17 protein-coding genes are annotated in these 20,812 nt (G+C 68.3%); 8 read left to right on the top strand and 9 right to left on the bottom strand.

Annotated features, from left to right (window positions below; all coding sequences use genetic code 11):
- Positions 1–9: 9 nt before the first annotated feature.
- Together ASC55_RS13440 and ASC55_RS13435 are read right to left on the bottom strand one after the other, a co-directional pair.
- Complete coding sequence (locus ASC55_RS13440; RefSeq protein ID WP_235563382.1) at positions 10–807, bottom strand: MBL fold metallo-hydrolase; 798 nt, start codon at positions 805–807, stop codon at positions 10–12.
- Between the two features lie 66 nt (positions 808–873).
- Positions 874–1,536 carry a GntR family transcriptional regulator gene (locus ASC55_RS13435; RefSeq protein WP_235563381.1) on the bottom strand — a complete coding sequence of 221 codons (663 nt, stop codon included), beginning with the start codon at positions 1,534–1,536 and terminating at the stop codon, positions 874–876.
- A gap of 181 nt (positions 1,537–1,717) precedes the next feature.
- Here ASC55_RS13435 and ASC55_RS13430 point away from each other — a divergent pair, with 181 nt between their 5' ends.
- Positions 1,718–2,557, top strand: a complete 840-nt coding sequence (locus ASC55_RS13430) for a DUF4097 family beta strand repeat-containing protein (protein WP_017831342.1) — start codon at positions 1,718–1,720, stop codon at positions 2,555–2,557.
- On the top strand, positions 2,554–3,180 hold the full coding sequence (locus tag ASC55_RS13425; RefSeq protein ID WP_055869430.1) for a PadR family transcriptional regulator: 627 nt from the start codon (positions 2,554–2,556) through the stop codon (positions 3,178–3,180). Before ASC55_RS13430 ends, ASC55_RS13425 begins: the two co-directional genes overlap by 4 nt.
- Before the next feature lie 223 nt (positions 3,181–3,403).
- On the opposite strand, the gene ASC55_RS13420 is transcribed toward ASC55_RS13425, so the two are convergent.
- Entirely contained in the window at positions 3,404–3,949 is a 546-nt protein-coding gene (locus ASC55_RS13420) for a universal stress protein (RefSeq protein ID WP_055869427.1), read from the bottom strand.
- A 150-nt stretch (positions 3,950–4,099) separates the two neighbouring features.
- Between ASC55_RS13420 and ASC55_RS13415 the strand changes: the two genes are divergently transcribed.
- The 5 genes from ASC55_RS13415 (at position 4,100) to ASC55_RS13395 (ending at position 8,729) form a co-directional block, all read left to right on the top strand.
- Positions 4,100–4,285: a DUF3073 domain-containing protein gene (locus tag ASC55_RS13415; RefSeq protein ID WP_017204296.1), complete on the top strand. Its 186-nt coding sequence runs from the start codon at positions 4,100–4,102 to the stop codon at positions 4,283–4,285.
- Between the two features lie 128 nt (positions 4,286–4,413).
- Positions 4,414–5,241 (top strand): MOSC domain-containing protein, encoded by an 828-nt coding sequence (locus tag ASC55_RS13410; protein ID WP_055876563.1) that lies wholly within the window; start codon positions 4,414–4,416, stop codon positions 5,239–5,241.
- 189 nt (positions 5,242–5,430) lie between these two features.
- Positions 5,431–6,744, top strand: coding sequence for an ABC transporter substrate-binding protein (locus tag ASC55_RS13405; protein WP_055876561.1), 1,314 nt, complete (start codon positions 5,431–5,433; stop codon positions 6,742–6,744).
- A 90-nt stretch (positions 6,745–6,834) separates the two neighbouring features.
- Positions 6,835–7,812 (top strand): carbohydrate ABC transporter permease, encoded by a 978-nt coding sequence (locus ASC55_RS13400; protein WP_157559468.1) that lies wholly within the window; start codon positions 6,835–6,837, stop codon positions 7,810–7,812.
- A complete protein-coding gene (locus ASC55_RS13395) occupies positions 7,809–8,729 on the top strand; it encodes a carbohydrate ABC transporter permease (RefSeq protein ID WP_055876558.1) in 921 nt (306 codons plus the stop codon). Before ASC55_RS13400 ends, ASC55_RS13395 begins: the two co-directional genes overlap by 4 nt.
- A gap of 4 nt (positions 8,730–8,733) precedes the next feature.
- Here ASC55_RS13395 and ASC55_RS13390 read toward each other — a convergent pair whose 3' ends face one another.
- The 4 genes from ASC55_RS13390 to ASC55_RS13375 form a co-directional block, all read right to left on the bottom strand.
- Positions 8,734–9,132 carry a type II toxin-antitoxin system VapC family toxin gene (locus ASC55_RS13390; RefSeq protein WP_055869415.1) on the bottom strand — a complete coding sequence of 133 codons (399 nt, stop codon included), beginning with the start codon at positions 9,130–9,132 and terminating at the stop codon, positions 8,734–8,736.
- The gene (locus ASC55_RS13385; RefSeq protein ID WP_055876555.1) at positions 9,129–9,362 is read right to left on the bottom strand and encodes a FitA-like ribbon-helix-helix domain-containing protein; all 234 of its coding nucleotides are present in this window, start codon (positions 9,360–9,362) and stop codon (positions 9,129–9,131) included. The genes ASC55_RS13390 and ASC55_RS13385 overlap by 4 nt, the downstream gene beginning before the upstream one ends.
- 201 nt (positions 9,363–9,563) lie before the next feature.
- The gene (locus ASC55_RS13380; protein ID WP_055876552.1) at positions 9,564–14,747 is read right to left on the bottom strand and encodes an endo-alpha-N-acetylgalactosaminidase family protein; all 5,184 of its coding nucleotides are present in this window, start codon (positions 14,745–14,747) and stop codon (positions 9,564–9,566) included.
- 264 nt (positions 14,748–15,011) lie between these two features.
- Positions 15,012–16,838 carry a glycoside hydrolase family 35 protein gene (locus ASC55_RS13375; protein ID WP_082524359.1) on the bottom strand — a complete coding sequence of 609 codons (1,827 nt, stop codon included), beginning with the start codon at positions 16,836–16,838 and terminating at the stop codon, positions 15,012–15,014.
- 94 nt (positions 16,839–16,932) lie between these two features.
- Here ASC55_RS13375 and ASC55_RS13370 point away from each other — a divergent pair, with 94 nt between their 5' ends.
- Complete coding sequence (locus ASC55_RS13370) at positions 16,933–17,967, top strand: LacI family DNA-binding transcriptional regulator (RefSeq protein ID WP_017831332.1); 1,035 nt, start codon at positions 16,933–16,935, stop codon at positions 17,965–17,967.
- A 49-nt stretch (positions 17,968–18,016) separates the two neighbouring features.
- Here ASC55_RS13370 and ASC55_RS13365 read toward each other — a convergent pair whose 3' ends face one another.
- A complete protein-coding gene (locus tag ASC55_RS13365; RefSeq protein WP_055876549.1) occupies positions 18,017–19,330 on the bottom strand; it encodes an MFS transporter in 1,314 nt (437 codons plus the stop codon).
- Complete coding sequence (purF, locus tag ASC55_RS13360) at positions 19,327–20,799, bottom strand: amidophosphoribosyltransferase (RefSeq protein ID WP_017831330.1); 1,473 nt, start codon at positions 20,797–20,799, stop codon at positions 19,327–19,329. Before purF ends, ASC55_RS13365 begins: the two co-directional genes overlap by 4 nt.
- Between the last annotated feature and the right edge of the window lie 13 nt (positions 20,800–20,812).

Here is a 20,812-nt window from a genome sequence, read left to right as displayed (position 1 = left end):
GCTCGGCTGTCAGCCGATGCTGCGGTCCTGTTCACCCGTCGATGCGTCGGCGAAGAATCCGATCGCGGCCCTCGCGGCGTGCCGGCGACGCACCTCGCCGTCCTCCCATCGCAGTTCCACGTCGTGCCCTGGCACGAGGTTGGCTCCGGTGTCGGTGAGCAGCGAGCGCATCGCGACGATCGTCGCCGCGCTGGCGTCGAGGTCGAGCGTGGAGTCGACCCGTCCTGAGGCGAGCTCGTACAGGTTCTTCACCGCATCGCCGGCGAACACGCGCTTCTCGTCGGCGCGCTCGAGATAGAAGGCGAGGTGATGCGGGGTGTGCCCGGCGCTGTCGATGGCGTGGATGCCGGGGAGAACCTCCTGGCCCGCTGTCATGCGCCCGACCCGATCGGTGCGGCGAAGCAGCTCCTGCACGTGGAGGTCGGGGAGGAAAGGGGTGCCGGACGGCTGCTCCGCGGCCCAGCGCAGCTCGCGCTCCCCCACCCAGGTGGTCGCGTTGGCGAACATCGGGAAGTTCGAGACGTGGTCCCAGTGCATGTGCGTCAACAGCACGTCCGTCACGTCGTCCGTGGTCAGTCCGTACCGCTCGAGGCCGGCGTGGATGAGGGGGATGTACGCGGGCTGACCGGCATCGATGAGCACTCGCCGCACACCGTCGTCGAGCAGCCACAGGCTGCTCCAGCCGAAGGCGCCGTGAGAGCTCGACTTGCCGGGGAAGCCCTCGACGAGCGGACGTGCGACGTACCCGGATGATCCTGCTGACCCGGTCGTCGACGCCGACATGGTGCCCTCATTCTGCGCGCTCACAAAAAATAGTATAGCGCAATCCACGAGAACCGACAGCTCCCGGGCTCCGCGGAGCCCCTCCGCCGCTCAGGCCTCCAGAAGCCGTTCGGTGGCACCGATGATGTGGTGCCTCATCGCTGCGGCCGCACCTTCCGCGTCACCGGCGACGATCGCCTGATAGACCGCGTCATGCTCCGGCGCGGCACTCACGGCGCCCGTGCGTCCGAACTTCGAGAACAGACGGAACCGCTGGATCTGCCCACCGAGTGCCGCGTACGACATCTCCAGGAAGGCGTTGCCGGACTGCGCCGCGATCATCATGTGGAAGCGCGCATCGCTGCGCCAGTAGAGATCGAAACCCTCGGTCTCGGTGTCGGCGACCTCGGCCGAGCGCCGGAAGTCCTCCACCGCCTCGCGCAGGCCTTCCAGGAATTCGGGGGTCGTGCGCTGCGCGGCTTCGTAGGCGAGACGGGGCTCCAGCAGCACGCGGGCCTCGCCCAGCTGCTCCACCTCGTCGCGCGTCATGACCGGGGCCACCCGGTAGCCTCGCAACGCCTCGCGCTGAACGAGCCCGGTGTGCTCCAGCCGCGCCAGCGCCTCACGCAGGGGTGTCTGACTGACATCCAGCTCACGCGAGAGGGCTCCGATGTTCAGGCTCTGCCCCGCCGCCCGCTCGCCCGACATGAACTGGTGCAGCAGCACCTCGTACATTCGGTCGGCGATGGGCTGCTTCGTCGATCGCCCTGCCACATCTTCTCCCCTCGAAGTCCTTCCGTCGAAGACTACCGGTCGGCCCATCGGCGCTCGGACGGACGCGCGGCCGTCGCGGCGATGCGCCCGCACCGGAAGAGGGGGTTGACAGGATCGAGATATATCGTGTTATTGTGGCAACACACGATATATCGTGACCCTCAACCCAGGAGAAGCAGACATGACCGAGAAGTGGCTCATCGCCCCCGGCGAGGAACGCGTCATCGACATCGAATCCGTCACCCGCCTCAAGGTGGGCCTCGTCGGCGGACAGGTCGACATCATCGCCCACGACGAACCGGGCATCCGCATCGAGGTGCACGGCGTCACCACCAAAGACCTGCGCGTCGAGGCGCACGACGGCGAGGTCGAGATCGACCACCCGCAGCTGGGTTGGGACAACTTCCTCGAGGTGTTCCGCAACTTCGGCTCCGGCGGCCCCCGCGCCGAGGTGAGCGTGGCGGTCCCCCGCGCGATCGCCCTGAACCTCGGCGTCGTCAGCGCCGGCGCGCTGGTCTCCGGACTCCGCAACGACGCCAGGCTCAACACCGTGTCCGGCGACATCATCGTCGACACCCTGATCGGCGACCTCACGGTCAACTCCGTCTCCGGCGACGTACAGGTGCGCGGCCTCACCGGCTCGATCACCGCGAACAGCGTCTCAGGCGACGTGGCCGTCACAGGCACCGTGCGCCGTGCGACCGTCGACATCGTGTCCGGCTCCACGCTGGTCGATGCCGCGGGCGACGTGAACACCATCAACGTCAACTCGGTCTCCGGCGGCACCACCGTGCGCCTCGACGAGTCACTGGCCGCGAACTACGTCATCCGCTCCCTGAGCGGACGTCTGCTGATCGACGGCGTCGAGCGCAGCACCTCGGGCCCCAGCAACTACACCGGCACGACCGGAGAGCTCGCCGGACGATTCGTCGACCTGCGCGCGAACTCCGTCTCGGGCGGGGTCACCGTGCTCCGTCGCACGCCGGCATCGATCACGGAAGACGAGGAGTGGGAAGCATGAGCCCCGCCGTCTTCTCCCACGGCGATCTGCGCCTGTACCTGCTCTCGCTCCTCGCCGAGGCGCCGCAGCACGGGTACGGCATCATCCAGTCGCTCACCGATCGCACCGGCGGCACCTACACGCCCAGCGCCGGCACCATCTACCCGCGGCTCGCGAAGCTCGAGGAGGAGGGCCTGGTCACCAAGACCGTCGACGGTCGCACCACGATCTACTCCATCACCGATGCCGGCAGGGCTGAGCTCGCCTCTCGCGAGGGCGACCTCGCCGGCATCGAGGCCGGGCTCACCGACTCGGTACGCCTGATCGCGAGCGAGGTGCGACAGAGCGTGCAAGACGCGATGAAGAGTCTGCGCGCCGACCTGGCCGCGGCAGAGAAGGGCGAGCGCGCGGCGGCGAAGAACCGGCCTCGTACGGCGACCGACGATTCCCGTCTCGTCAGCCGCGAGGAGATGCACCGTGCCGACGCCGTGATCAACGCCTTCCGAGCCAGGGTGCGCACCGACCTGCGCACCCATATCGCCAAGGGCGGCACGCTGTCGCCGTCGGTCGTGACCGAGCTCGAGACGGCACTGGACACTGCGGCACGCGGCGTGACGGTCGCCCTGAGCGCTTCCCGGTCGTGAGCGGGTCGACCCGCGCCGCAGCGTCTCCGCGGCCGGAAGAGACCCCGCCCCGGACAGAGCCTTCCTCTCCGATGACGCAGCCGTCGCTCGGCGCCGCGCCGGTCTTGCACCCCGCACCGTCGGCACGACGTCACGGCATCGTCATCCACAGGGGGTGACATACACAGAAGAGGCCCCGCAGGCGATACGCCTGCGGGGCCTCTTCTGTGTTCGGAACCGCCCGCTACTGCTCGGGCCAGATCTCCTTCTGCTCGTCCGGCACCGACTCGCCGAGCGGCACGACCAGGATCGAACGATGCTGTCGGTGCGCAAGACGTGCGGCGACCGATCCGGTGAAGAACTCCCTGATCGACTCGCCGATGCCGCGTTTGCGCGTGCCGACGACGATCAGCTGGGCGTCGAGCTTGTTGGCGAGCTGCTTGATGGCCAGGGCCGGGTCACCGACCAGCTGCCGAGCCGTCCAGGTGATGTCGGTCCCCGCCAGAAGCCGGGCGGCCGTGGCCTCGACCGCCTCGAACTCCGCGGCACCGGCGTCGAAGTTGATGTCGATCGGAGCCGAATGGACGTAGCCGTCCGGGTCCTCGTACGTCACGAAGCGCGTGACGTCGACGTGCGCGACGACCAGCGGCGCGCTCAGCAATCGCGCGTAGCGGACAGCCTCGTCGATCACGTGCCGATCCTGGTCGACCTGCATGCCGACGATGACGGCTTTCTGCAGCGCCGCGTTCTGTGCGGCCTCGTCGGAGGGAGTAGAGGTGTTGTCGGTCATGGAGATCGTTCCCTTCACCTGCCTGGCGTCGGCCAGAGGGTCTTACCCGCGTGCTATTCTGAATGCTACTCTTACCGGCTTTAGACCGGTGTCGTGAAAAATGCCGCGGGCCTTCAAACCCGCCGCTTAACTCGTGAGGGGGTCTCGCGCATGGGCCGTGGCCGTCAGAAGGCGAAACACACCAAGATCGCCCGCGAACTCAAGGCGTACAGTCCGTCGGTGAACTACTCCGCTCTCGAGCGCGAGTTGGCTCACCCGACCGACGAAGACGCATATGTCGACAAGTGGGCCGATGACTATGCCGACGAAGACGAGGACGAACTAGAGAAGGCCTGACCGCCCCTCTGTTCGTCACACCCGCACGTGGTGCGGGTGTTTCGTCGTGGCCTGGTGCCGAGGAGACAATCTCGGCACCAGTGCTTCATTCGTCGTGCGCGGGGTTCGGCAGCTGAGAGGATCTCCTCATGGCACGCGTCGTCTCCCTCTATCGCCACCCGATCAAGGGTCTCACTCCCGAGCACCGCGACTCCCTGACCGTGCACCCCGACGGCAGAGTCGCCGGCGACCGCGTGCTGGCGTTCCGATTCGCGGATGCCGCTGAGCCGGAGCACCGCGACGGCGTCGATCACTGGCCCAAGGCCAAGGGACTCGCCCTGCAGGACTTCCCCGGGCTCGCCGCGCTGCACACCCGCTATGACGACGAGACGCGGCGCATCCGCATCGAGCACGCCGGCGCGACTCTCGTGGAGGCCGACCTCGACGCACAGGGACGGCGCGATCTCGCGGATGCTCTCTCCGAGTTCGTCCTCGCGACCCCGGAGGGGCGCCGCCTTCGTCGGCCAGGCCGGCTCCCGCTCGTGCTCGTCGGCGACGGGCAGACGCCTCGCTTCCACGACCGCGCGCGCGGCTACGTCTCGGTGCATGGCCGAGGCAGCGTCCGCGCACTGGGAGAAGCGCTCGGGATGGGCATCGACGACCGGCGCTTCCGCTCGAACATCGTGATCGACGACGCCGCTGCGTGGCAGGAGCTCGAGTGGACCGGCGAGGTGTGCATCGGCGATCTCACCTTCCAGACCGCCGGCCCCATCGTGCGCTGCCTCGCGACCCATGCGAATCCCGACACCGGCGTGCGCGACGCGAAGGTGCTCACCACTCTCACGGGAGCGCTCGCGCAGCAGGAACCGACCCTCGGACGCCTGCTGCTGCCCGGCTGGACGCCGTCGGATGACGGCTCGACCCCCGGCGGCGGAGTGATCCGCGTCGGTGACGAGGTCCGCGCGCACCTGGCGTGATCCTCGAGTGCCTCGACGAGGTATGTCAGCGCTCCCTTTCAGCGGCACGAGTGCGGCTGTGTTGTGATCATCCCGGGGTTGTGAGCGCAAACATTTTCTGATTTGATGTGCATGTGATCGACGGCGCCTCGGCGTCACTCCCCCGCCCAGGGCGATCCGCAGGAACATGACCTCAAAGAGGAGAACAGCATGGCAATCACCCCTCGCTTCACCCGCACTGCCGCGATCGTCGCGGTCGGCGCGGTGTCGGCCTTCGGCCTCGCCGCCTGCTCATCCGGCGATTCCGGTGACAGCGGCGCCAGCGGCGAACCCATCACGATCGAGTACCTGCACCGTCTCCCCGACGGCGAGGGCATGACGCCGGCGTCCGAGATCGTCGACCGCTGGAACGCCGAGCACCCCGACATCCAGGTGAAGGCGACGAAGTTCGACGGCAAGTCGAGCGACATGATCCTCAAGCTCGAGACCGACGTGAAGGCCGGCAACGGGCCCTGCCTCGCACAGACCGGCTACTCGGAGGTGCCGCAGCTGTTCGTGAAGGGACTGCTGCAGGACGTCGCCGATGAGGCCAAGAAGTACGAGGACAACTTCTCCGCCGGAGCCTTCAGCGGCATGAAGGTCGGCGACGCCATCGTGGGCCTCCCGCAGGACACCGGCCCCCTCGTCTACTTCTACAACGAAGCCGAGTTCCAGGCGCTGGGCCTCGACGCACCGAAGACGCTCGACGACCTGACGGCTGACTCCGCCACGGCCGCAGCCGCCGGCAAGTACGTCACGGCCTTCACGCCCGACGAGGCGCAGAACTGGCTCTCCGCCCAGTCGGCCGCGGCGGGCGACACCTGGTTCACCACCGCCGGCGACGAGTGGAAGGTCGACGCCGAGGGAGCAGGCTCCGAGCGCGTCGCCGCGTTCTGGCAAGGCGTCCTCGACGGCAAGCAGACCCTCGCGACCGAGCGGTGGGGCGAGGGCTTCACCGCCGCGCTCAACGACGGCAGCCTCATCGGCCACGTCGGAGCCGCGTGGGAAGCCGGGTTCCTCCTCGACTCGCTCGACGGCACGCCGGCCGAGGGGCAGTGGCGCGTCGCCCAGCTCCCCGACTTCGGCGCAGGCGCCATGAGCGGCCCCGACGGGGGCTCCGGCGTCTCGGTGATGAAGGGGTGCGAGCACCCCGCCGAGGCCATGGAGTTCAACGACTGGTTCAACACGCAGGTCGACGACCTCGCGTCGCAGGGCCTCGTCGTCGCCGCCAAGGGCGAGGTGGAGACCCCCGAGAAGATGCTGCGTCAGTTCGGCGGCCAGGATGTGCTCGCCGAGCTCGCCACCGCGACCGGAGATCTGAACCCCGACTTCCCGTATGCACCGGGCTTCTCGACGCTGTCGAAGATGAACGAGACTGCCGCGGCAGCCGTCGCCGGCACCGCATCGGTCGCCGACATCTTCACCACGGCTCAGGACACCGCGGTGTCCTCGCTGAAGGACCTCGGCCTCCCGGTCGCGGAGTGAGTCGACGAGAAGGCATCATCGGATGATCGACGGCGGAGTGCACGCGCAATCGTGCACTCCGCCGTCGTCTTGACATCGAGAGGCGACACCATGGTCACAGTGACCGAAACGCGAGGTGCGGCACCGGCGCCGACAGCGCGCATACCCGCGGGCCCCACCCGCCGGCGCCGGTTCGGGACCCGACGCGAAGGCCTCACGGGATGGCTGTTCATGGCGCCGTTCGCCGTGCTGTTCGTGCTGGTCTTCCTGGTGCCGATCATCGTCTCGATCCGCTCGTCGTTCTTCGCGCAGGTGCCGGCAGGGGATGGACTCTACGGCGGCGGCGAGCTCGTCGACACGTTCGTCGGGCTCGAGAACTTCGTCACCGCCGCGACCAACGGAGCCTTCTGGACCGGCATGGGGCGCGTGGTCCTCTACGCGGCCCTGCAGATCCCCGTCATGATCCTCGTCGCCCTCGGACTCGCGCTGCTGCTGGACTCGTTCATCGTGCGTCGCCCGACGCTGTTCCGCCTCTCCTTCTTCCTCCCGTACGCGGTTCCCGGCATCATCGCGGCGATGATGTGGCTCTATCTGTACACACCGGAGGTGTCGCCCTTCCTGCCGTTCCTGCCCGAGGGCACCGACTTCATGGCGCCGGGCACGATCCTGTTCTCGATGGCGAACATGACGACCTGGACCTACACGGGCTACAACATGCTCATCTTCCTGTCGGCGTTGCAGGCCGTTCCGCGCGATCTGTATGAAGCGGCCCGCCTCGACGGAGCCTCCGGCTTCCAGATCTCGATGCGCATCAAGGTGCCGCTGGTGCGGGGAGCCGCACTCCTGGCGGTGCTGCTGTCGATCATCGGCACCATCCAGCTGTTCAACGAGCCGGTGGTGCTGCAAGCCGCGAACTCGTGGATGGGCAAGGACTTCACCCCCATGATGCTCACCTACAACACGATGATGGGCGAGATCTCACCGTCCGGCAGCGGTCCGGCATCGGCCTACTCGCTGCTCATGGCTCTGATCGCGGGTGTGCTCGCGATCGTGTACGCGCTGCTGCAGCGCCGGAAGGGCGACGCATGACCACCACGCGCCTCATCACCACCGAGGCATCCACACGTCGACGCCCTCGCCGTCCGCGCGATGTGGATGCTCCGCCGCCCTCGATCGCGCCCACCCCGCTCGCGCGCGCGCTCGGCATCATCGCGCTCGTCATCGCCACGCTGTACTTCCTGGTGCCGGTGTACTGGCTCATCGTCGCCTCGACGAAGAACAACACCGACCTCACCTCGACCTTCGGCTTCTGGTTCGCCGGCTGGAACCTCGACACCAACTACGACAGCCTGATGAGCTGGACGCAGGGACTGTTCTGGCGCTGGGTGGGCAACTCGATGCTGTACTCCGTGAGCGCAGGCGTCATCGGCACCCTGTTCGCCGTGATGGCCGGCTACGCGATCGCGAAGTTCGCATTCCCCGGCAAGCGCATCGCCGTGGGCGTGATCATGGCGGGGCTGCTGCTCCCCGTGGCGCTGCTGACCGTCCCGCTGTACATCGAGTTCCAGGCCCTCGGACTGACCAACACCGTCTGGGCGATCATCATCCCGTCGGCGGTATCGCCGTTCGGCGTCTTCCTCGGCATGGTCTACGCGCAATCATCGGTGCCGACCGAACTGCTCGAGGCCGCCCGCATCGACGGCGCCGGCGAGGCGCGCATCTTCTTCACGATCGTGATGCGCCTGCTGGGTCCGGCGATGGTGACGATCTTCCTGTTCATCTTCGTGGCCACGTGGAACAACTTCCTGCTGCCGCTCATGATGATCTCGAGTCAGGATCTGAAGCCCGTGACCCTCGGCCTCTACGGCATGGTGAGCTACTTCGCCCCCGACAAGGGCGCGGTCATGCTGGGCGCGCTGCTCGGAGTGATCCCGCTCGTGCTGCTGTTCTTCGCCCTGCAGAAGTACTGGCGCTCCGGCCTCGCCGCCGGCGCCGTGAAGGGCTGACCCTTCAACCGGAGTCCCCTGGCACCTCGACAACGCAATGACCGGAGGCCGCGCGCGCGAGCCTTCGGTCATGCGTGATCAACGGGCAACCGAACACGCTCGCGAGCGCGACATAGGCCGCGTCGTAGGCCGTCACGTTCTGGCGGAGCGCCAGAATGCGCGGGATGAGGGGCAGCGTGGGGTACAGCTCGACCTGCAGCCGCGAGAGGTCGACGGCGGCGGCCTCGAGCGCGTCATCGGTCAGCTCTCCTCCACGGTTCAAGCCGCGCAACGCGGATGCCACCTCGACGGGAAGCAGATCGGGAGCGAGCAGCACTTCATCGGCCAGTCGTCGGTGAAGTGAAGAGCTCGAACCGACGTTGCAGAGCGCGTCGACCACGACGGAGGCGTCGACGACGATCATCGGTCGTCTCGCCCCTCTCTGATCGCCGCGACGATCGCCTCCGGCGAGATGGCCGGTGCAGCAGGTCTCTCCCCGAGAGCGGCCAAGAGTTCAGGAACAGTGGGGCGGGACGCGAGGAGCGCCAGCTCAGATGTCAGGTACTGCTGCAGCGACTGCCCCCGTGCTTCCGCGCGTGCCGCGAGGACCGAGTGGATCGTCGGATCGAGGTCACGGATCAGCACGTTGGGCATGCTTTCAGTATGCATGCGTTCCTCTCGTTCGGCTATGGGGACCATCTTGATTCCTCGCGTGTTCTCGCCGCACGGCACGGGGGTGGCGCACCGGAGAATCGGGAGAACCCGATACCGGGCCCTGTCGTGCAGGAAGCCGCGTCCGCGCGCGCAGCAGAACGGCCCGGAGGATTCCCCTCCGGGCCGTTCTGCATCAGCGGATCAGCTGTGGCGGCGCCTCCGCAGCCAGAGCCCCAGACCGAGACCCATCGCGAGCAGGGCCGCGAGAGCCGCACCAGCCCAGATCGGCCCCTCCGCGCCGGTGGTCGCCAGGTTGCCGTTTCCCGCCGCCGCAGTGACCGCGAGGTCGCCGCGCGCCAGCTCGACACCCTGCGCGTCGGTCGCGACGAGCGCGTGTGCGCCGGCGGGTGTCGCCGCGGGGATCGTGACGGTCGCCACGGCCTCACCGTCGGCAGACATGGTCAGCTCCCCGATGCGCACCGGCTCGGAGTGCAGCCAGAGCTGCACCAGAGCGTCGGGCTCGAAGCCGCTCAGCTGCACGGTCAGGGTCGCCCCGGCCGCCACAGATCCGATGGAGGGGGTGACGGTCGCCTTCTTCCCGGGCTTCGCCTTCTCGACCTTCACCGAAGCGCTGGCCAGCTCCGTACCCGCCGCATCCTGCACGATCACTCGGTGCTTTCCGAGCTGCGTGTTCGCCGGGATCAGCAGACGCGTCGTCAACGCGCCCTTGGCGTCGACCGAGGCATCCGTCAGCTTCACATCGTCGAGCCAGACCGACACCGTCGTTCCCGGGCCGAAGCCCGTGAGCGCCATGCCCACCGTCTCCCCGGCACGCACCGCGTCGGCGTCGAGTCCGAGCTTCGGATCGATCACCGGGTTGCAGTCGCTCAGGTCGTCGTCGGGACGCGTCTCGGGTGCGTGACCGTCCTGAGGGGCCGACGAACCGTACACGGCCATCTCCGCGACGGCCGCGAACTGCGTCCCCGAGATCGACGAGGTGGCGGTCACCCGGATGTAGCGGGCCGTGGTCTCCGCGAAGTCCACGTCCTGCCACTCGGCGGCGTTCTTCCACTCTCCCGAGGCGACGGGGGTGTACGTCTGTCCGTCGGTCGACACCGCGACCTCGTAGCCCTTGATCGGACCGTTCTGGTTGGCACCGCGGCGCAGGTACGAGATGCCGTCGACCTGCTCGGCGGCGCCGAGGTCGAACGTCACCACGTGCGGGTACGACGTCGCCGCCGAACTCCACCGACTGTGCCAGAACGTGCCGGCGTTGCCGTCGAGCATGTTCGCGGCCGCACCGTCTTCACCCGACGTCTCCTCGGAGCTCGCCGTCACGGAGATCTGCGAGTTGGGGATGCGGGCTCGCGAGGACACCGACACCTCCTGGGTGGTGGTGACCGAGCGCACATCGCAGTCTGCGAGGTACGTCGCGGCGATCCGGATGCCGACGGTCGTTCCCGCGGCCGCGGCCGGTGCGGTGACCAGCCAGGTGGTCTCCACACTGTCGCCGGCCGCGACCTCGCCGAACAGGTTCGACGAGCCGTCGGCGACCTCGACCGCGTAGCCCTCCGGCACCTCGAGCTGCACGCCGATGTTCTCGACGGCGATGGACTCGCTGTTGGTGAAGGTGGTCGTGAACGCTGTCTGCGCACCGGGGCTCAGCACACCCGCTTCGCCGGACACCGTCGCGCAGGGAGTGCCGCCGGTCGTGGGGCCGAGGTCGGTGACCGTGAAGTCGTCCAGCACGAAGTCCACGTCCGGTCCCCCGACGCGCTCGAGTCCCACCCAGGTGTAGTCGCCGCATCCGACGATCACGTCCTGCGTGAACTCCGTCGTCTCCAGCGCCTGCGTCATCCCGGTGCGGCTGAGCGTGGTCGAGGTGACCGTGCCGCCAGCCACCGCGTCGGTTCCGGTCAGCCAGCGGTACGCACCGCTCGCTCCGACCTGGTAGTCGAACCCGATGCGGTAGGAGTGTCCCTCCTGCAGCGGAACGAGCGTCGGGTCGGTGCGGTAGACGACTCCGTTGTTCTCGGAGTGCGACATGAGCGAGTGATCGCCGTTGAGCGTCGTGTCCACCGCGAGCCCCGCGAGGGGGCCGGCATCGAACGGCTTGGCGGTGTTGCGCCAGTCGCTGCTCGCATACGGGTCGTGCCGGCGCGAGATGCTCGTGCGCGGGTCGTCGATGCCGTTGGCGTCGCCCTTCACGAACGGCCCCCAGCCGGCCTCGTTGCCCTCGAAATCGTTCGAGTACACCGTGCCGGCCGCGAACGGCGCCGTGGTGTCGGCCGAGACGCGGGCATTGTCGATGCGGACCTTCGCGTCACCCGCGACGGCACCGATGGAGACGGTGACCTCACCGGATGCCGGAGCCAGGAACGACGTCGAGCCGCGCTGGTAGTACTGGCCCGCCTTGGAGTCGGCGCGCATGTAGTTGTACGTCGGCGAGAGGTTCCAGGTGCGCGTCACCGCGCCGGAGCCGGTGTCGACCGAAACGCTCACGTCACGGGTGGCGGTGGGGTCGATCTGCACCTGCGCGGAGAACGCGTACCGCTGCCCGGGAGTGAGTCCGGTCACCGTCTGCGAGATCGACGACGCGGATGCACCGAGAACGGCGATGTTGTCACCCCGGGAGTCGTTCTTCGCGCTGCCCAGGTCGGTGCGCTCGATCGTCACATCCCCCTGCGGGTTCCAGACATCGAGCGAGCCGGAGTTGAACCCGGGGTCGTCGAGGCCGGCGTCGCGGTACTCGACGGCCGCACGCTGCGCGCCGCCCTGGGGCACCACCACGTAGGCCGTTCCCTTTTCTGCACTGAGCGTCAGCTCACCGCCTGCCGCGTCGACCGTGCCGATCTTGACGCGCCCCTGGTCGCCGAGCTCGAACACGTCGAAGGCGGTGTTGCCGCGGAAGGCCTCGGTGAGGCCGAACGTCTTGTCTCCCCCGGAGGCCGAGTAGAAGTACATCTTGTCGGCGTCGACGGGTGAGCCGGAGTCCTCGTTGGACTCCAGCGACTGCCACGGCAGCAGGTACGAGTCGCCGCGCAGCACCGTGGCACCGTCCATCGTGATGACCCTGGTGCTGCCGTCCATGCGCACCGCCACGTCGTCCGTCAGGGTCGCCTCGGCGCCCGCCTCGTAGGTGAGCAGGTCGAAGTGCTGCAGGAACTTGGTCGGCAGGCTCTGCTTCCAGATGTTGTCGACGAAGCCGTCCCAGTTGCGGTTGCCGACCCAGCCCTCGGCGTCGATCAGTCGCTGCTGGCCGAGCAGGGCGTCGTCGTTCCAGACGTCGGTCTGCCCGTTCTGGATGAAGCGCACCATGGTGGAGTTGATGCCCTTGTTGTCCTTGCCTCCGTAGGCCAGGTCGTTCGGCCAGTGCGACCAGACCGTGCTGTCGACGAACTTGTCGCCCCACTCGGTCGCGACCTCGAGGTCCATGCCGTTCAGCTCGTCCGCGAGCTCTTCGGCGACCCACCCGTTGGAGTAGTACACGTCGATGTAGACGCCGCTGAGGCCGGGGACCTCGTCGCGCAGCTGCTGGAAGCGGTCGAGCACCCGGCCGGTTCCGAGGTCGGTCTGCTGGTTGATGTAGTACGACTGGTCGAGCCAGTTCCAGCCCGGCTTGTACGGGGGCGTGCCGTCGAGGATCGCGGAGTCGAAGGCGTTCGCCTGCGGATAGATCTCGGTGGCGTTGACGTGCACGCTCATGTCGGCGTTGAGCTTCGCGCCCTCGTCGACGAGGTTGTTCAGGTCGGAGAGGCCGCCCGCGCGCTCGTTGTAGTTCCCGCCGTAGTCGGTGTTCGCCGAGTCGTGGCCTTCACTGCCGTAGCCCTTGTTGAGCACCCACTGGCCGAGACCGTCCGTCTGGTTCGCGATGCGCTTGGTGTTGTCGAGCACCAGGTCGAAGTAGTTCGTCGCGCTGGAGGCGAAGTTGAAGGGGATGCGGCTGACCACGCGCTCGGCGACCCGGTCGGCTCCGAGACGCGGGGTGTCGACCTCGCGGTAGCGGATCGCGGCATCCTGCCAGTCGACCCTCGCGTCGGCGTTGCGGTCGGCGGCGAGGAGGACGGTCACCTTGGGCAGGGCGTACGTCGTCACCCGGCTGTCGACGGCGGTGGTCGGATGGATCAGCCAGGCGCTGGAGCCGATCTCGGCCGTGCGTCCTGCGGCCTCGGTCACACGGGTGGTCAGGCGGGTGTTCCACGATGCGGTGCCGCCGGAGGCCTGGGTGGTCGCGTTGGTGATCACGCTGCCCACGAGAGCCCCGTTGCCGAGGAATGCGAAGGCCGCACCCTTCTGCCCGGTCGCCGTCGATGCGTTCACCGCGATGTGCTCATCGGCGTTCTTCGTGCTGTCGGGGCTGATCACCGTGCGATCGAGCACCGACCCGGCATCCGCGGCACTCGCGGAGAGGAAGGCGTTGTCGGGGAGACCGAGCGTGGTCACGGTCGCCGTGCCCTCGACCGCGGTGACCTCGAACCCGACGGTGCCGTCCTTCGCGACGCGGATGCTGCTGCGCACGGTGACGTCGATGCCCGTCAGCGTCGACACGTAGTCGATTCCGGTGGCCGACGGCGTCGAGGTGGTCTGCGACGCGTAGGCGGTGCCGTTGACCGACCAAGTCTTCGCCGAGGAGCGCTGGCCGGCGATGCTCTCACTGCCCACTCGGTACCCGGTGATGCGGGGGAACTCCGTCGAGACGACAGCGGTCGTGCCGCCGTCGGCGATCTCGACCGTCTCATCGGTGTCGGGGATCTCGGGCTCGGTGACGATCGGCGGCAGCTGCTCGTCGGAGAGAACCTCGATCTCGCCGGCCCCACCGCCGTTGCCCGCCATGTCCTGCGCATCGATGATCAGCAGGGCGACATATCGACCGTCAACGGCGGTGTCCAGCGAGATGCGCTGCTTCTCGCTGTTCGCGGTCGGCGCGTGCAGAGTCGCCGTCGCGACCGAAGCTCCCCAACTGCCCTCCGCTGGGGACAGGGCTGCGGCCTGGGCGTCGTCGGTCACATAGACCTCGACGCTCTTCGCGTCGATGCGCTGGCCGACCTTGCCCGAGTAGTCGAGGGCCTTCACCGAGAGCGACCGTTGCAGATCGACGACGATCCAGTGCGGGAACGGGGCGTTGGCGGAGTACCGCGATGTCCACTGCGTCGCGAAATCTCCGTCGAACGCACCCAGGGCCGTGCCGTCGAGGGACGGCGGAGCCGGATAGGGGTCCGACTCGCTCGACACCGCGTGCAGGCGGTAGTCGGCCTTGGGGACCGGGATCAGGTCGGCAGCCTGCGCGGCTGGCGCCTGAGTGAGCACGCCACCGAATGCGAGCGCCGTCGCCAGCAGGGAGCTGAGGGCGACGGCGGTGCGGGGCGGTCGGGAAGGTTTCGACACGTCTTGCCTCTCGGTCGGGGTGACGCCGGGAGCACAGACGCTCCGGTGCGTCGCAGATGATCATCGACAACCCTCATCGATGTTTGCGCTATCACAATATGCGCACGATGGCCTTAAGATCAAGGCTTTTCACCGAGCGAGCGCAAACATCTTCGAACCGTTACGGCGGCGAAACCCACACTCAGCGCCGAGGCCCACCCTCACAGCCGCCGGTGACGATGGGTCTCGGCGCGGAGGATGGGCCTCGGAATGCGACAGAGCGGATCAGGAGCCGATGAACTCCTCGGTCTCCCCGAACGACGGTTCGTCGCGGATCTCGACCGTCGCGCCGAGGCCGTCGGTGTCGAGCACCACGACCTCGTTGCGTCCGACCTTCCAGAGCGGCGCCGGCGCATAGAGCGTCTCCTGCGGACCGACCTTCCAATAGCGCCCCAGCAGGAAGCCGTTCAACCAGACCATCCCCTTCGACCCCCCGGGGAAGGCGAGCCAGGCGTCCAGCGGCTCGGCGATGTCGAAGGACGCGACGGCGACACCGTCTGACGCCTCCGCTGATCGGTCGAGGCCCGGCGCCACGGTCGGCGCTTCCTGGAGAACCACGCGATGCGTCCAGCCGTTGACCAGCCGACGACCGATCATCACGCCGCGCATGATGCCCTTGCCCTCCCCTGTATAGGGGCCGTAGTTGATGCGTCCGAGACTCTCGACGACGAGCGTGAGCCGTCCCGCTCCGCCGTCGACGGGCAGAGCGAGGGAGGTCTGGCCGTCACGTTCGAGCACCCCGAGCGCCTGCGCGTCGAGGAACACCACGGCACGATCGTGCAGTCCGTCGATCGTGAGCGTCGCATCGGCGGGGAAGGAGACATCCGCCTCGTAGACGACCAGGCCGTCTTCGGCACCGAGCTCGTCGAACGTGCGCGGGCGCGGCGAGACCTCTCCGGTCACGGGAAGAGTGGCGACCAGCTGCAGCAAGGAGCTTCGCTGCTCGAGCGGTGCGGACGCTGCGGCCTGTCGCCGCGGGTCTGCCGGAACCGGAGGGAGCTCGGATGCGTGGAACGGCGCGAACATCGCCCGCAGCGCGTGGAACTTCTCGTTGAGCGTTCCGTCTTCGCCGATGGGGGCATCCGAGTCGTAGCTGGTGACGGTGGGCTGCAGCACCTGGTCGTGATTCGCCCCGTTCCAGAGGCCGAAGTTCGTTCCACCGTGCGCCATGTACAGGCTCACGGATCCGCCTGCGGCGAGCAGTTCCTCGATCGTCCCTCCGGTGCTCGCGGCGGAGCGCACATGGTGCCGCTCGCCCCAGTGGTCGAACCAGCCGCCCCACAGCTCGCTGCACATGAGCGCATCCCCCTCACGACGCAGCTCCACGGCCCGGGCCACGCCGGTGCCGAACGTGAACGTCGCCATGGCTCCGGGAACGCTGCCGTGCTCGATCATGTCGCCCGTGATGCCGTCGGCGGTCGTGAGCATCTCGACCATCCCGCGACAGCGGAGCCCCTCGCGCAGGTGCGCCAGGTAGGCGGCATCGCTGCCGAACGAACCGTACTCGTTCTCGATCTGGATCGCGACGATCGGACCGCCGTGCGAGGCCTGGAGCGGGACGAGCCGGGGGATCAGCTCGTCGTACCAGGCGTCGACCGCGGCGAGGAAGCCGGCATCGCTGGTGCGCAGCGCCGCGACGCGCCCCGAGAGCCAGGACGGGATTCCGCCGTTGGACCACTCGGCGCAGATGTAGGGACTGGGCCGGAGGAACACGTCCAGGCCGATGTCCCCGGCGAGGCGGATGAAGCGCTCGATGTCGCGCCACCCGTCGAAGCGCACGTCGCCCTCGACGCGCTCGTGGAAGTTCCAGGCGACATACGTGTCGACAGTGTTCGCGCCCATCGCGGCGAGTCGGCGCAGGCGGTCCTCCCACTGGTCGGGATGCACCCGGAAGTAGTGGATCGAGCCCGCGAGGATGCGGTGGGCGACGCCGTCGCGGAGGATCTCCCCGTCGCGCCAGGTCAGGGTGGGCGCGCCGATCGGCGACGCGGCGGCCGGGGCATCGACGGCAACGGAAGAGCCGTCGAAAGCCGAGGCGAGAAGGTCAGGCATAGCGCTCCAAGCACGAGTGTTTGCGTTCACATTATCGCATCACACGACTCGCCGCCTCCTGGATTTACGCCGATTGATCGCTACCATTGAGCACATGTCACCTCGTCGCCCGAGAGACGACCGCGCCCCCAGCCAGGTCGATGTCGCCCAGCTTGCCGGTGTCTCCACGCAGACCGTCTCCCGCGTCATGTCGGGGCAGGACAACGTGCGCCCCGACACCGCCAGGCGTGTGATGGCGGCGGTCGAGGAGCTCGGCTACCGCGTGCACGCCGCCGCCGCCTCCCTCGCCTCCGGTCGCACCCGCGTGCTGGGAGTGATCGTCGTCTCGACCGACCGGTACTCGTCGGCGGCGCTCGGCGTCGGCATCCAGCAGGCCGCTGCGGCGAACGGGTACACCGTGTCGACGGCCGCTGTCGCCGACCACGCGTCGGCCGAGGCGTTCCTGGAGGCCTTCGACCGACTGGAGCGGCAAGGAGCCGAGGGCATCATCCTCGGCGTGCCGGTCGAGCTCGAGAGCCCGGCGATGCGGGCGCGGACCGAGCGCACACCCGCGACCCGGAGCGAGCGCACCTCTCTCGATGAGGACGCCCCGCTCGCCGTCGACCAGAGGGCGATCGCTCGCCTCGCCGTCGAGCATCTGCTCGACCTCGGGCACAAGACCGTCTGGCACGTCTCGGGCGACGACTACTGGACCGAGACGCAGCAGCGCAGCGAAGCCTGGGAGCAGACGCTCCGCGATCGCGGAATCGTGCCGCCGCCGCTGATCCCCGCCGACTGGACGCCCGAATCCGGCTACCGCGCGGGTCGCACGATCGCGGCGATCCCCGAGGCCACGGCCGTGTTCGTCAGCAGCGACGAGATGGCCTTCGGTCTGATCCGCGCCCTGCACGAGGCCGGCCGCAGCGTGCCCGACGACGTGTCCGTGGTCAGCGTCGACGACATCGCCCTCGCCGCCTACGCCTCCCCCGCCCTGACGACCGTCCGTCAGCCCTTCGAGGCGATGGGCCGTGCCGCAGCTCTCCGGGTCATCGCCCAGATCGAGGGGCACGATGCGGTAGGCGACATGCCCTCCACCGATCCTCAGCTCATCGTGCGCTCATCGACCGCGCCGCCGCGATCCGCCCGATAGCCCTCAGCCGCGCCGCGCGGCTCGGTCTGCGGGTCGGATTCTTCGGGGTTCACCAGCGACCGTGCCGGCGCTCCCACTCGTCCTCGACCGTGCGACGACGACCCGCAACGATGCCGGCGGGGATCGCGACAATGAGCACGCCCGCGATCACGAGCAGCGGGATCTGCCAGCCCGCGGTCGTCTCGTGCAGCAGCCCGACCAGCAGCGGGAAGGTCGCCGCGATCGCGTAGCCGATGCTCTGCACGAAACCGCTCAGCGCGACGGCGCTCTCCGGTGTGCGGGCGCGGATGCTGAGCAGCACGAGGCTGAGCGGGAACATGATGGCGGTGAGGCCGAAGATGCTCACCCACAGCGGCAGCGCGACGGTCGGGACGAACAGGAGACCGGCAAGCCCGACCAGCCCGCCGCCGACGGCCACGAAGAAGAGCGGACGCGTCGCCTGGAACCGGACGACGAGGATCGGCACCAGCAGCGAGCACGGCAGACCGATCAGCGCGAACAGTGAGAGCAGGAAACCTGCGGTCGCCGGAGTCACACCGCCGATGTCGACGAGCATGGTCGGCATCCAGGCGAACGAGACGTAGGCCATGGTGGACGACGCCCCGAAGACGATCGCCAGCGCCCAGGCCAGCGGCAGCCTCCACAGGCGGGCGAAGTGCCGACGGTTCGCCGGAGCGGTCGAGATCGGACCGGTCGCGACGGCCACCGCATCCTGCACGTCGTCGACACCGTCGGTGGGATCGGGGACGAGCAGTTCCGTCTTCACCGGCTCACCCGCTCGCGGGCCGTTCTTCAGCAGAAGCGCCACCCAGGGCACCAGCGCGATGCCCGCGACGAGGCCCCACATGCCCAGAGACACCCGCCAGCCCAGCGAGTCGGCAACCGGCACCGCGACCAGCGGAGGCAGGAAGGTCGACACCGCCATGGTGGTCGAGTAGATGGTCATCATGACCCCGAGTCGATCGGGGAAGTACTTCTTGACCAGTGGCGGCAGCAGCACGTTGCCCGAGCCGACCCCCGCGAACACCACGGCCGTCGCCGCGAGCAGGGTCGTCGAATCCACGGCGAAGCCGCGCAGGAGCAACCCCAGAGCCATCAGCGTGATCGCGGCGACGGCCATCCGCTCCAGACCGAATCGGCGCTCGAACAGCGGCGTGAGCAGACCGAAGATCGCGAAGCACACCGGCGGCGCGGCGCCGATCAGGCCGATGACGACCGGCGAGACCGGGAAGTCCGCGGCGACATGATCGATCACCGGGGATAGCGAGGCGACCGCCGAGCGCAGCGAGAACGCCACCAGGACGATCCCCACGAGTGCGAGTGCCCGACCCTGCCACAGCGGTCGTGCGCTCGGCATCGTCATGAGGTCTGCGACCCCTCCACCCAGGCCAGATACTCATCCGAGACGGTGCCGGTCACATAGCGGCCGTCGAAGCAGCTCATGTCGAGGTCGGTGAGCACCGATCCCTCGATGATCGCCGCCTTGAGGTCTTCGACCTCCTGATAGACGAGGTGGTCGCAGCCGAGCTCCTCGGCGATCTCGGGAATCGTCCGCCCGTGAGCGATGAGCTCGTGCCGCGAGGGCATGTTGATGCCGTACACGTGCGGGTGCCGCACGGGAGGAGCTGCAGAGGCGAAGGTCACCGAGGCGGCCCCGGCATCCCGCGCCATCTGGATGATCTCCTTCGAAGTGGTCCCGCGCACGATCGAGTCGTCGATGAGGAGCACGTTCTTGCCCTGGAACTCGGTCGACATCGCGTTCAGCTTCTGACGGACGCTCTTCTTGCGCACCGCCTGCCCCGGCATGATGAAGGTGCGACCGACATAGCGGTTCTTGTAGAAGCCCTCGCGGTACTCGATGCCGAGCTTGCGGGCGACCTCCATCGCGGCGGGGCGCGAGGAGTCGGGGATGGGCATGACCACGTCGATCTTGTCCATCGGCACGTGCTTGGCGATCGTGTCGGCGAGACGATCGCCCATGCGCAGCCGCGACTCGTACACCGAGATGCCGTTCATGACGGAGTCGGGGCGGGCGAGGTAGACGTACTCGAAGGCGCACGGCGCGAGAGTCGCGGCCGTCGCGCACTGCTTGGAGAACAGCTCGCCGTCGTTGGTGATGAAGACGGCCTCGCCGGGCTCGACCTCGCGCACGACCTCGTAGTCGCCGTTCTCGAGCACGAGCGATTCGCTGGCGACGACCCACTCGTCCTTGCCGTGCGCACCGTCGACCGTCGAGGGACGACGACCCAGGATCAGCGGGCGGATGCCGAAGGGGTCGCGGAATGCGAGCAGGCCGTAGCCGGCGATCACGGCGATCACCGCATAGGCGCCCTCGATGCGCTCGTGCGTGCGGGCGACGGCCTCGAACACACGCTCGGGGTCGAGGTCGACGGTCGAGGTCGTGTTCTGCAGCTCGCCGGCGAGCACGTTGAGCAGCAGCTCGGTGTCGCTCGAGGAGTTGAGGTGACGGCGGTCGCGCTGGGCCATGTCGGCCGTGAGCTCACGCGTGTTGGTGAGGTTGCCGTTGTGGATGAGGATGATGCCGTACGGCGCGTTCACGTAGAACGGCTGCATCTCCTCTTCGTTCGAGGCCGTGCCCTTGGTGGCGTAGCGCACGTGACCGAGCCCGACGTTGCCGAGCAGCGCGCGCATGTCGCGGGTGCGGAACGCTTCGCGGACCATGCCCTGCGCCTTGGCGTTGTGCATCACGCCATTCGCCTCGGCGGTGGCGATGCCCGTCGCATCCTGGCCGCGGTGCTGCAGCAGCAGGAGTGCGTCGTAGATGTCCTGATTGACCGGGGCAGAGCCCACCATTCCGACGATGCCGCACATGGGGTGGTTACTT

Source organism: Microbacterium sp. Root322 (assembly GCF_001425645.1).
In the GTDB taxonomy this organism is placed as follows: domain Bacteria; phylum Actinomycetota; class Actinomycetes; order Actinomycetales; family Microbacteriaceae; genus Microbacterium; species Microbacterium maritypicum.
The sequence above is the reverse complement of the archived record's forward strand: the minus strand, read 5'-3'. Positions and strand labels throughout refer to the sequence as shown.

What these genes read in the sequence shown, in the direction of transcription:
- ASC55_RS13430 (WP_017831342.1), top strand. Translation starts at nt 1,718, where the DNA reads ATGACCGAGAAGTGGCTCATCGCCCCCGGCGAGGAACGCGTCATCGAC.
- ASC55_RS13425 (WP_055869430.1), top strand. Translation starts at nt 2,554, where the DNA reads ATGAGCCCCGCCGTCTTCTCCCACGGCGATCTGCGCCTGTACCTGCTC.
- ASC55_RS13420 (WP_055869427.1), bottom strand. Translation starts at nt 3,949, where the DNA reads ATGACCGACAACACCTCTACTCCCTCCGACGAGGCCGCACAGAACGCG.
- ASC55_RS13415 (WP_017204296.1), top strand. Translation starts at nt 4,100, where the DNA reads ATGGGCCGTGGCCGTCAGAAGGCGAAACACACCAAGATCGCCCGCGAA.
- ASC55_RS13410 (WP_055876563.1), top strand. Translation starts at nt 4,414, where the DNA reads ATGGCACGCGTCGTCTCCCTCTATCGCCACCCGATCAAGGGTCTCACT.
- ASC55_RS13405 (WP_055876561.1), top strand. Translation starts at nt 5,431, where the DNA reads ATGGCAATCACCCCTCGCTTCACCCGCACTGCCGCGATCGTCGCGGTC.
- ASC55_RS13400 (WP_157559468.1), top strand. Translation starts at nt 6,835, where the DNA reads ATGGTCACAGTGACCGAAACGCGAGGTGCGGCACCGGCGCCGACAGCG.
- ASC55_RS13395 (WP_055876558.1), top strand. Translation starts at nt 7,809, where the DNA reads ATGACCACCACGCGCCTCATCACCACCGAGGCATCCACACGTCGACGC.
- ASC55_RS13390 (WP_055869415.1), bottom strand. Translation starts at nt 9,132, where the DNA reads ATGATCGTCGTCGACGCCTCCGTCGTGGTCGACGCGCTCTGCAACGTC.
- ASC55_RS13385 (WP_055876555.1), bottom strand. Translation starts at nt 9,362, where the DNA reads ATGCCCAACGTGCTGATCCGTGACCTCGATCCGACGATCCACTCGGTC.
- ASC55_RS13375 (WP_082524359.1), bottom strand. Translation starts at nt 16,838, where the DNA reads ATGCCTGACCTTCTCGCCTCGGCTTTCGACGGCTCTTCCGTTGCCGTC.
- ASC55_RS13370 (WP_017831332.1), top strand. Translation starts at nt 16,933, where the DNA reads ATGTCACCTCGTCGCCCGAGAGACGACCGCGCCCCCAGCCAGGTCGAT.
- ASC55_RS13365 (WP_055876549.1), bottom strand. Translation starts at nt 19,330, where the DNA reads ATGACGATGCCGAGCGCACGACCGCTGTGGCAGGGTCGGGCACTCGCA.
- purF (WP_017831330.1), bottom strand. Translation starts at nt 20,799, where the DNA reads ATGTGCGGCATCGTCGGAATGGTGGGCTCTGCCCCGGTCAATCAGGAC.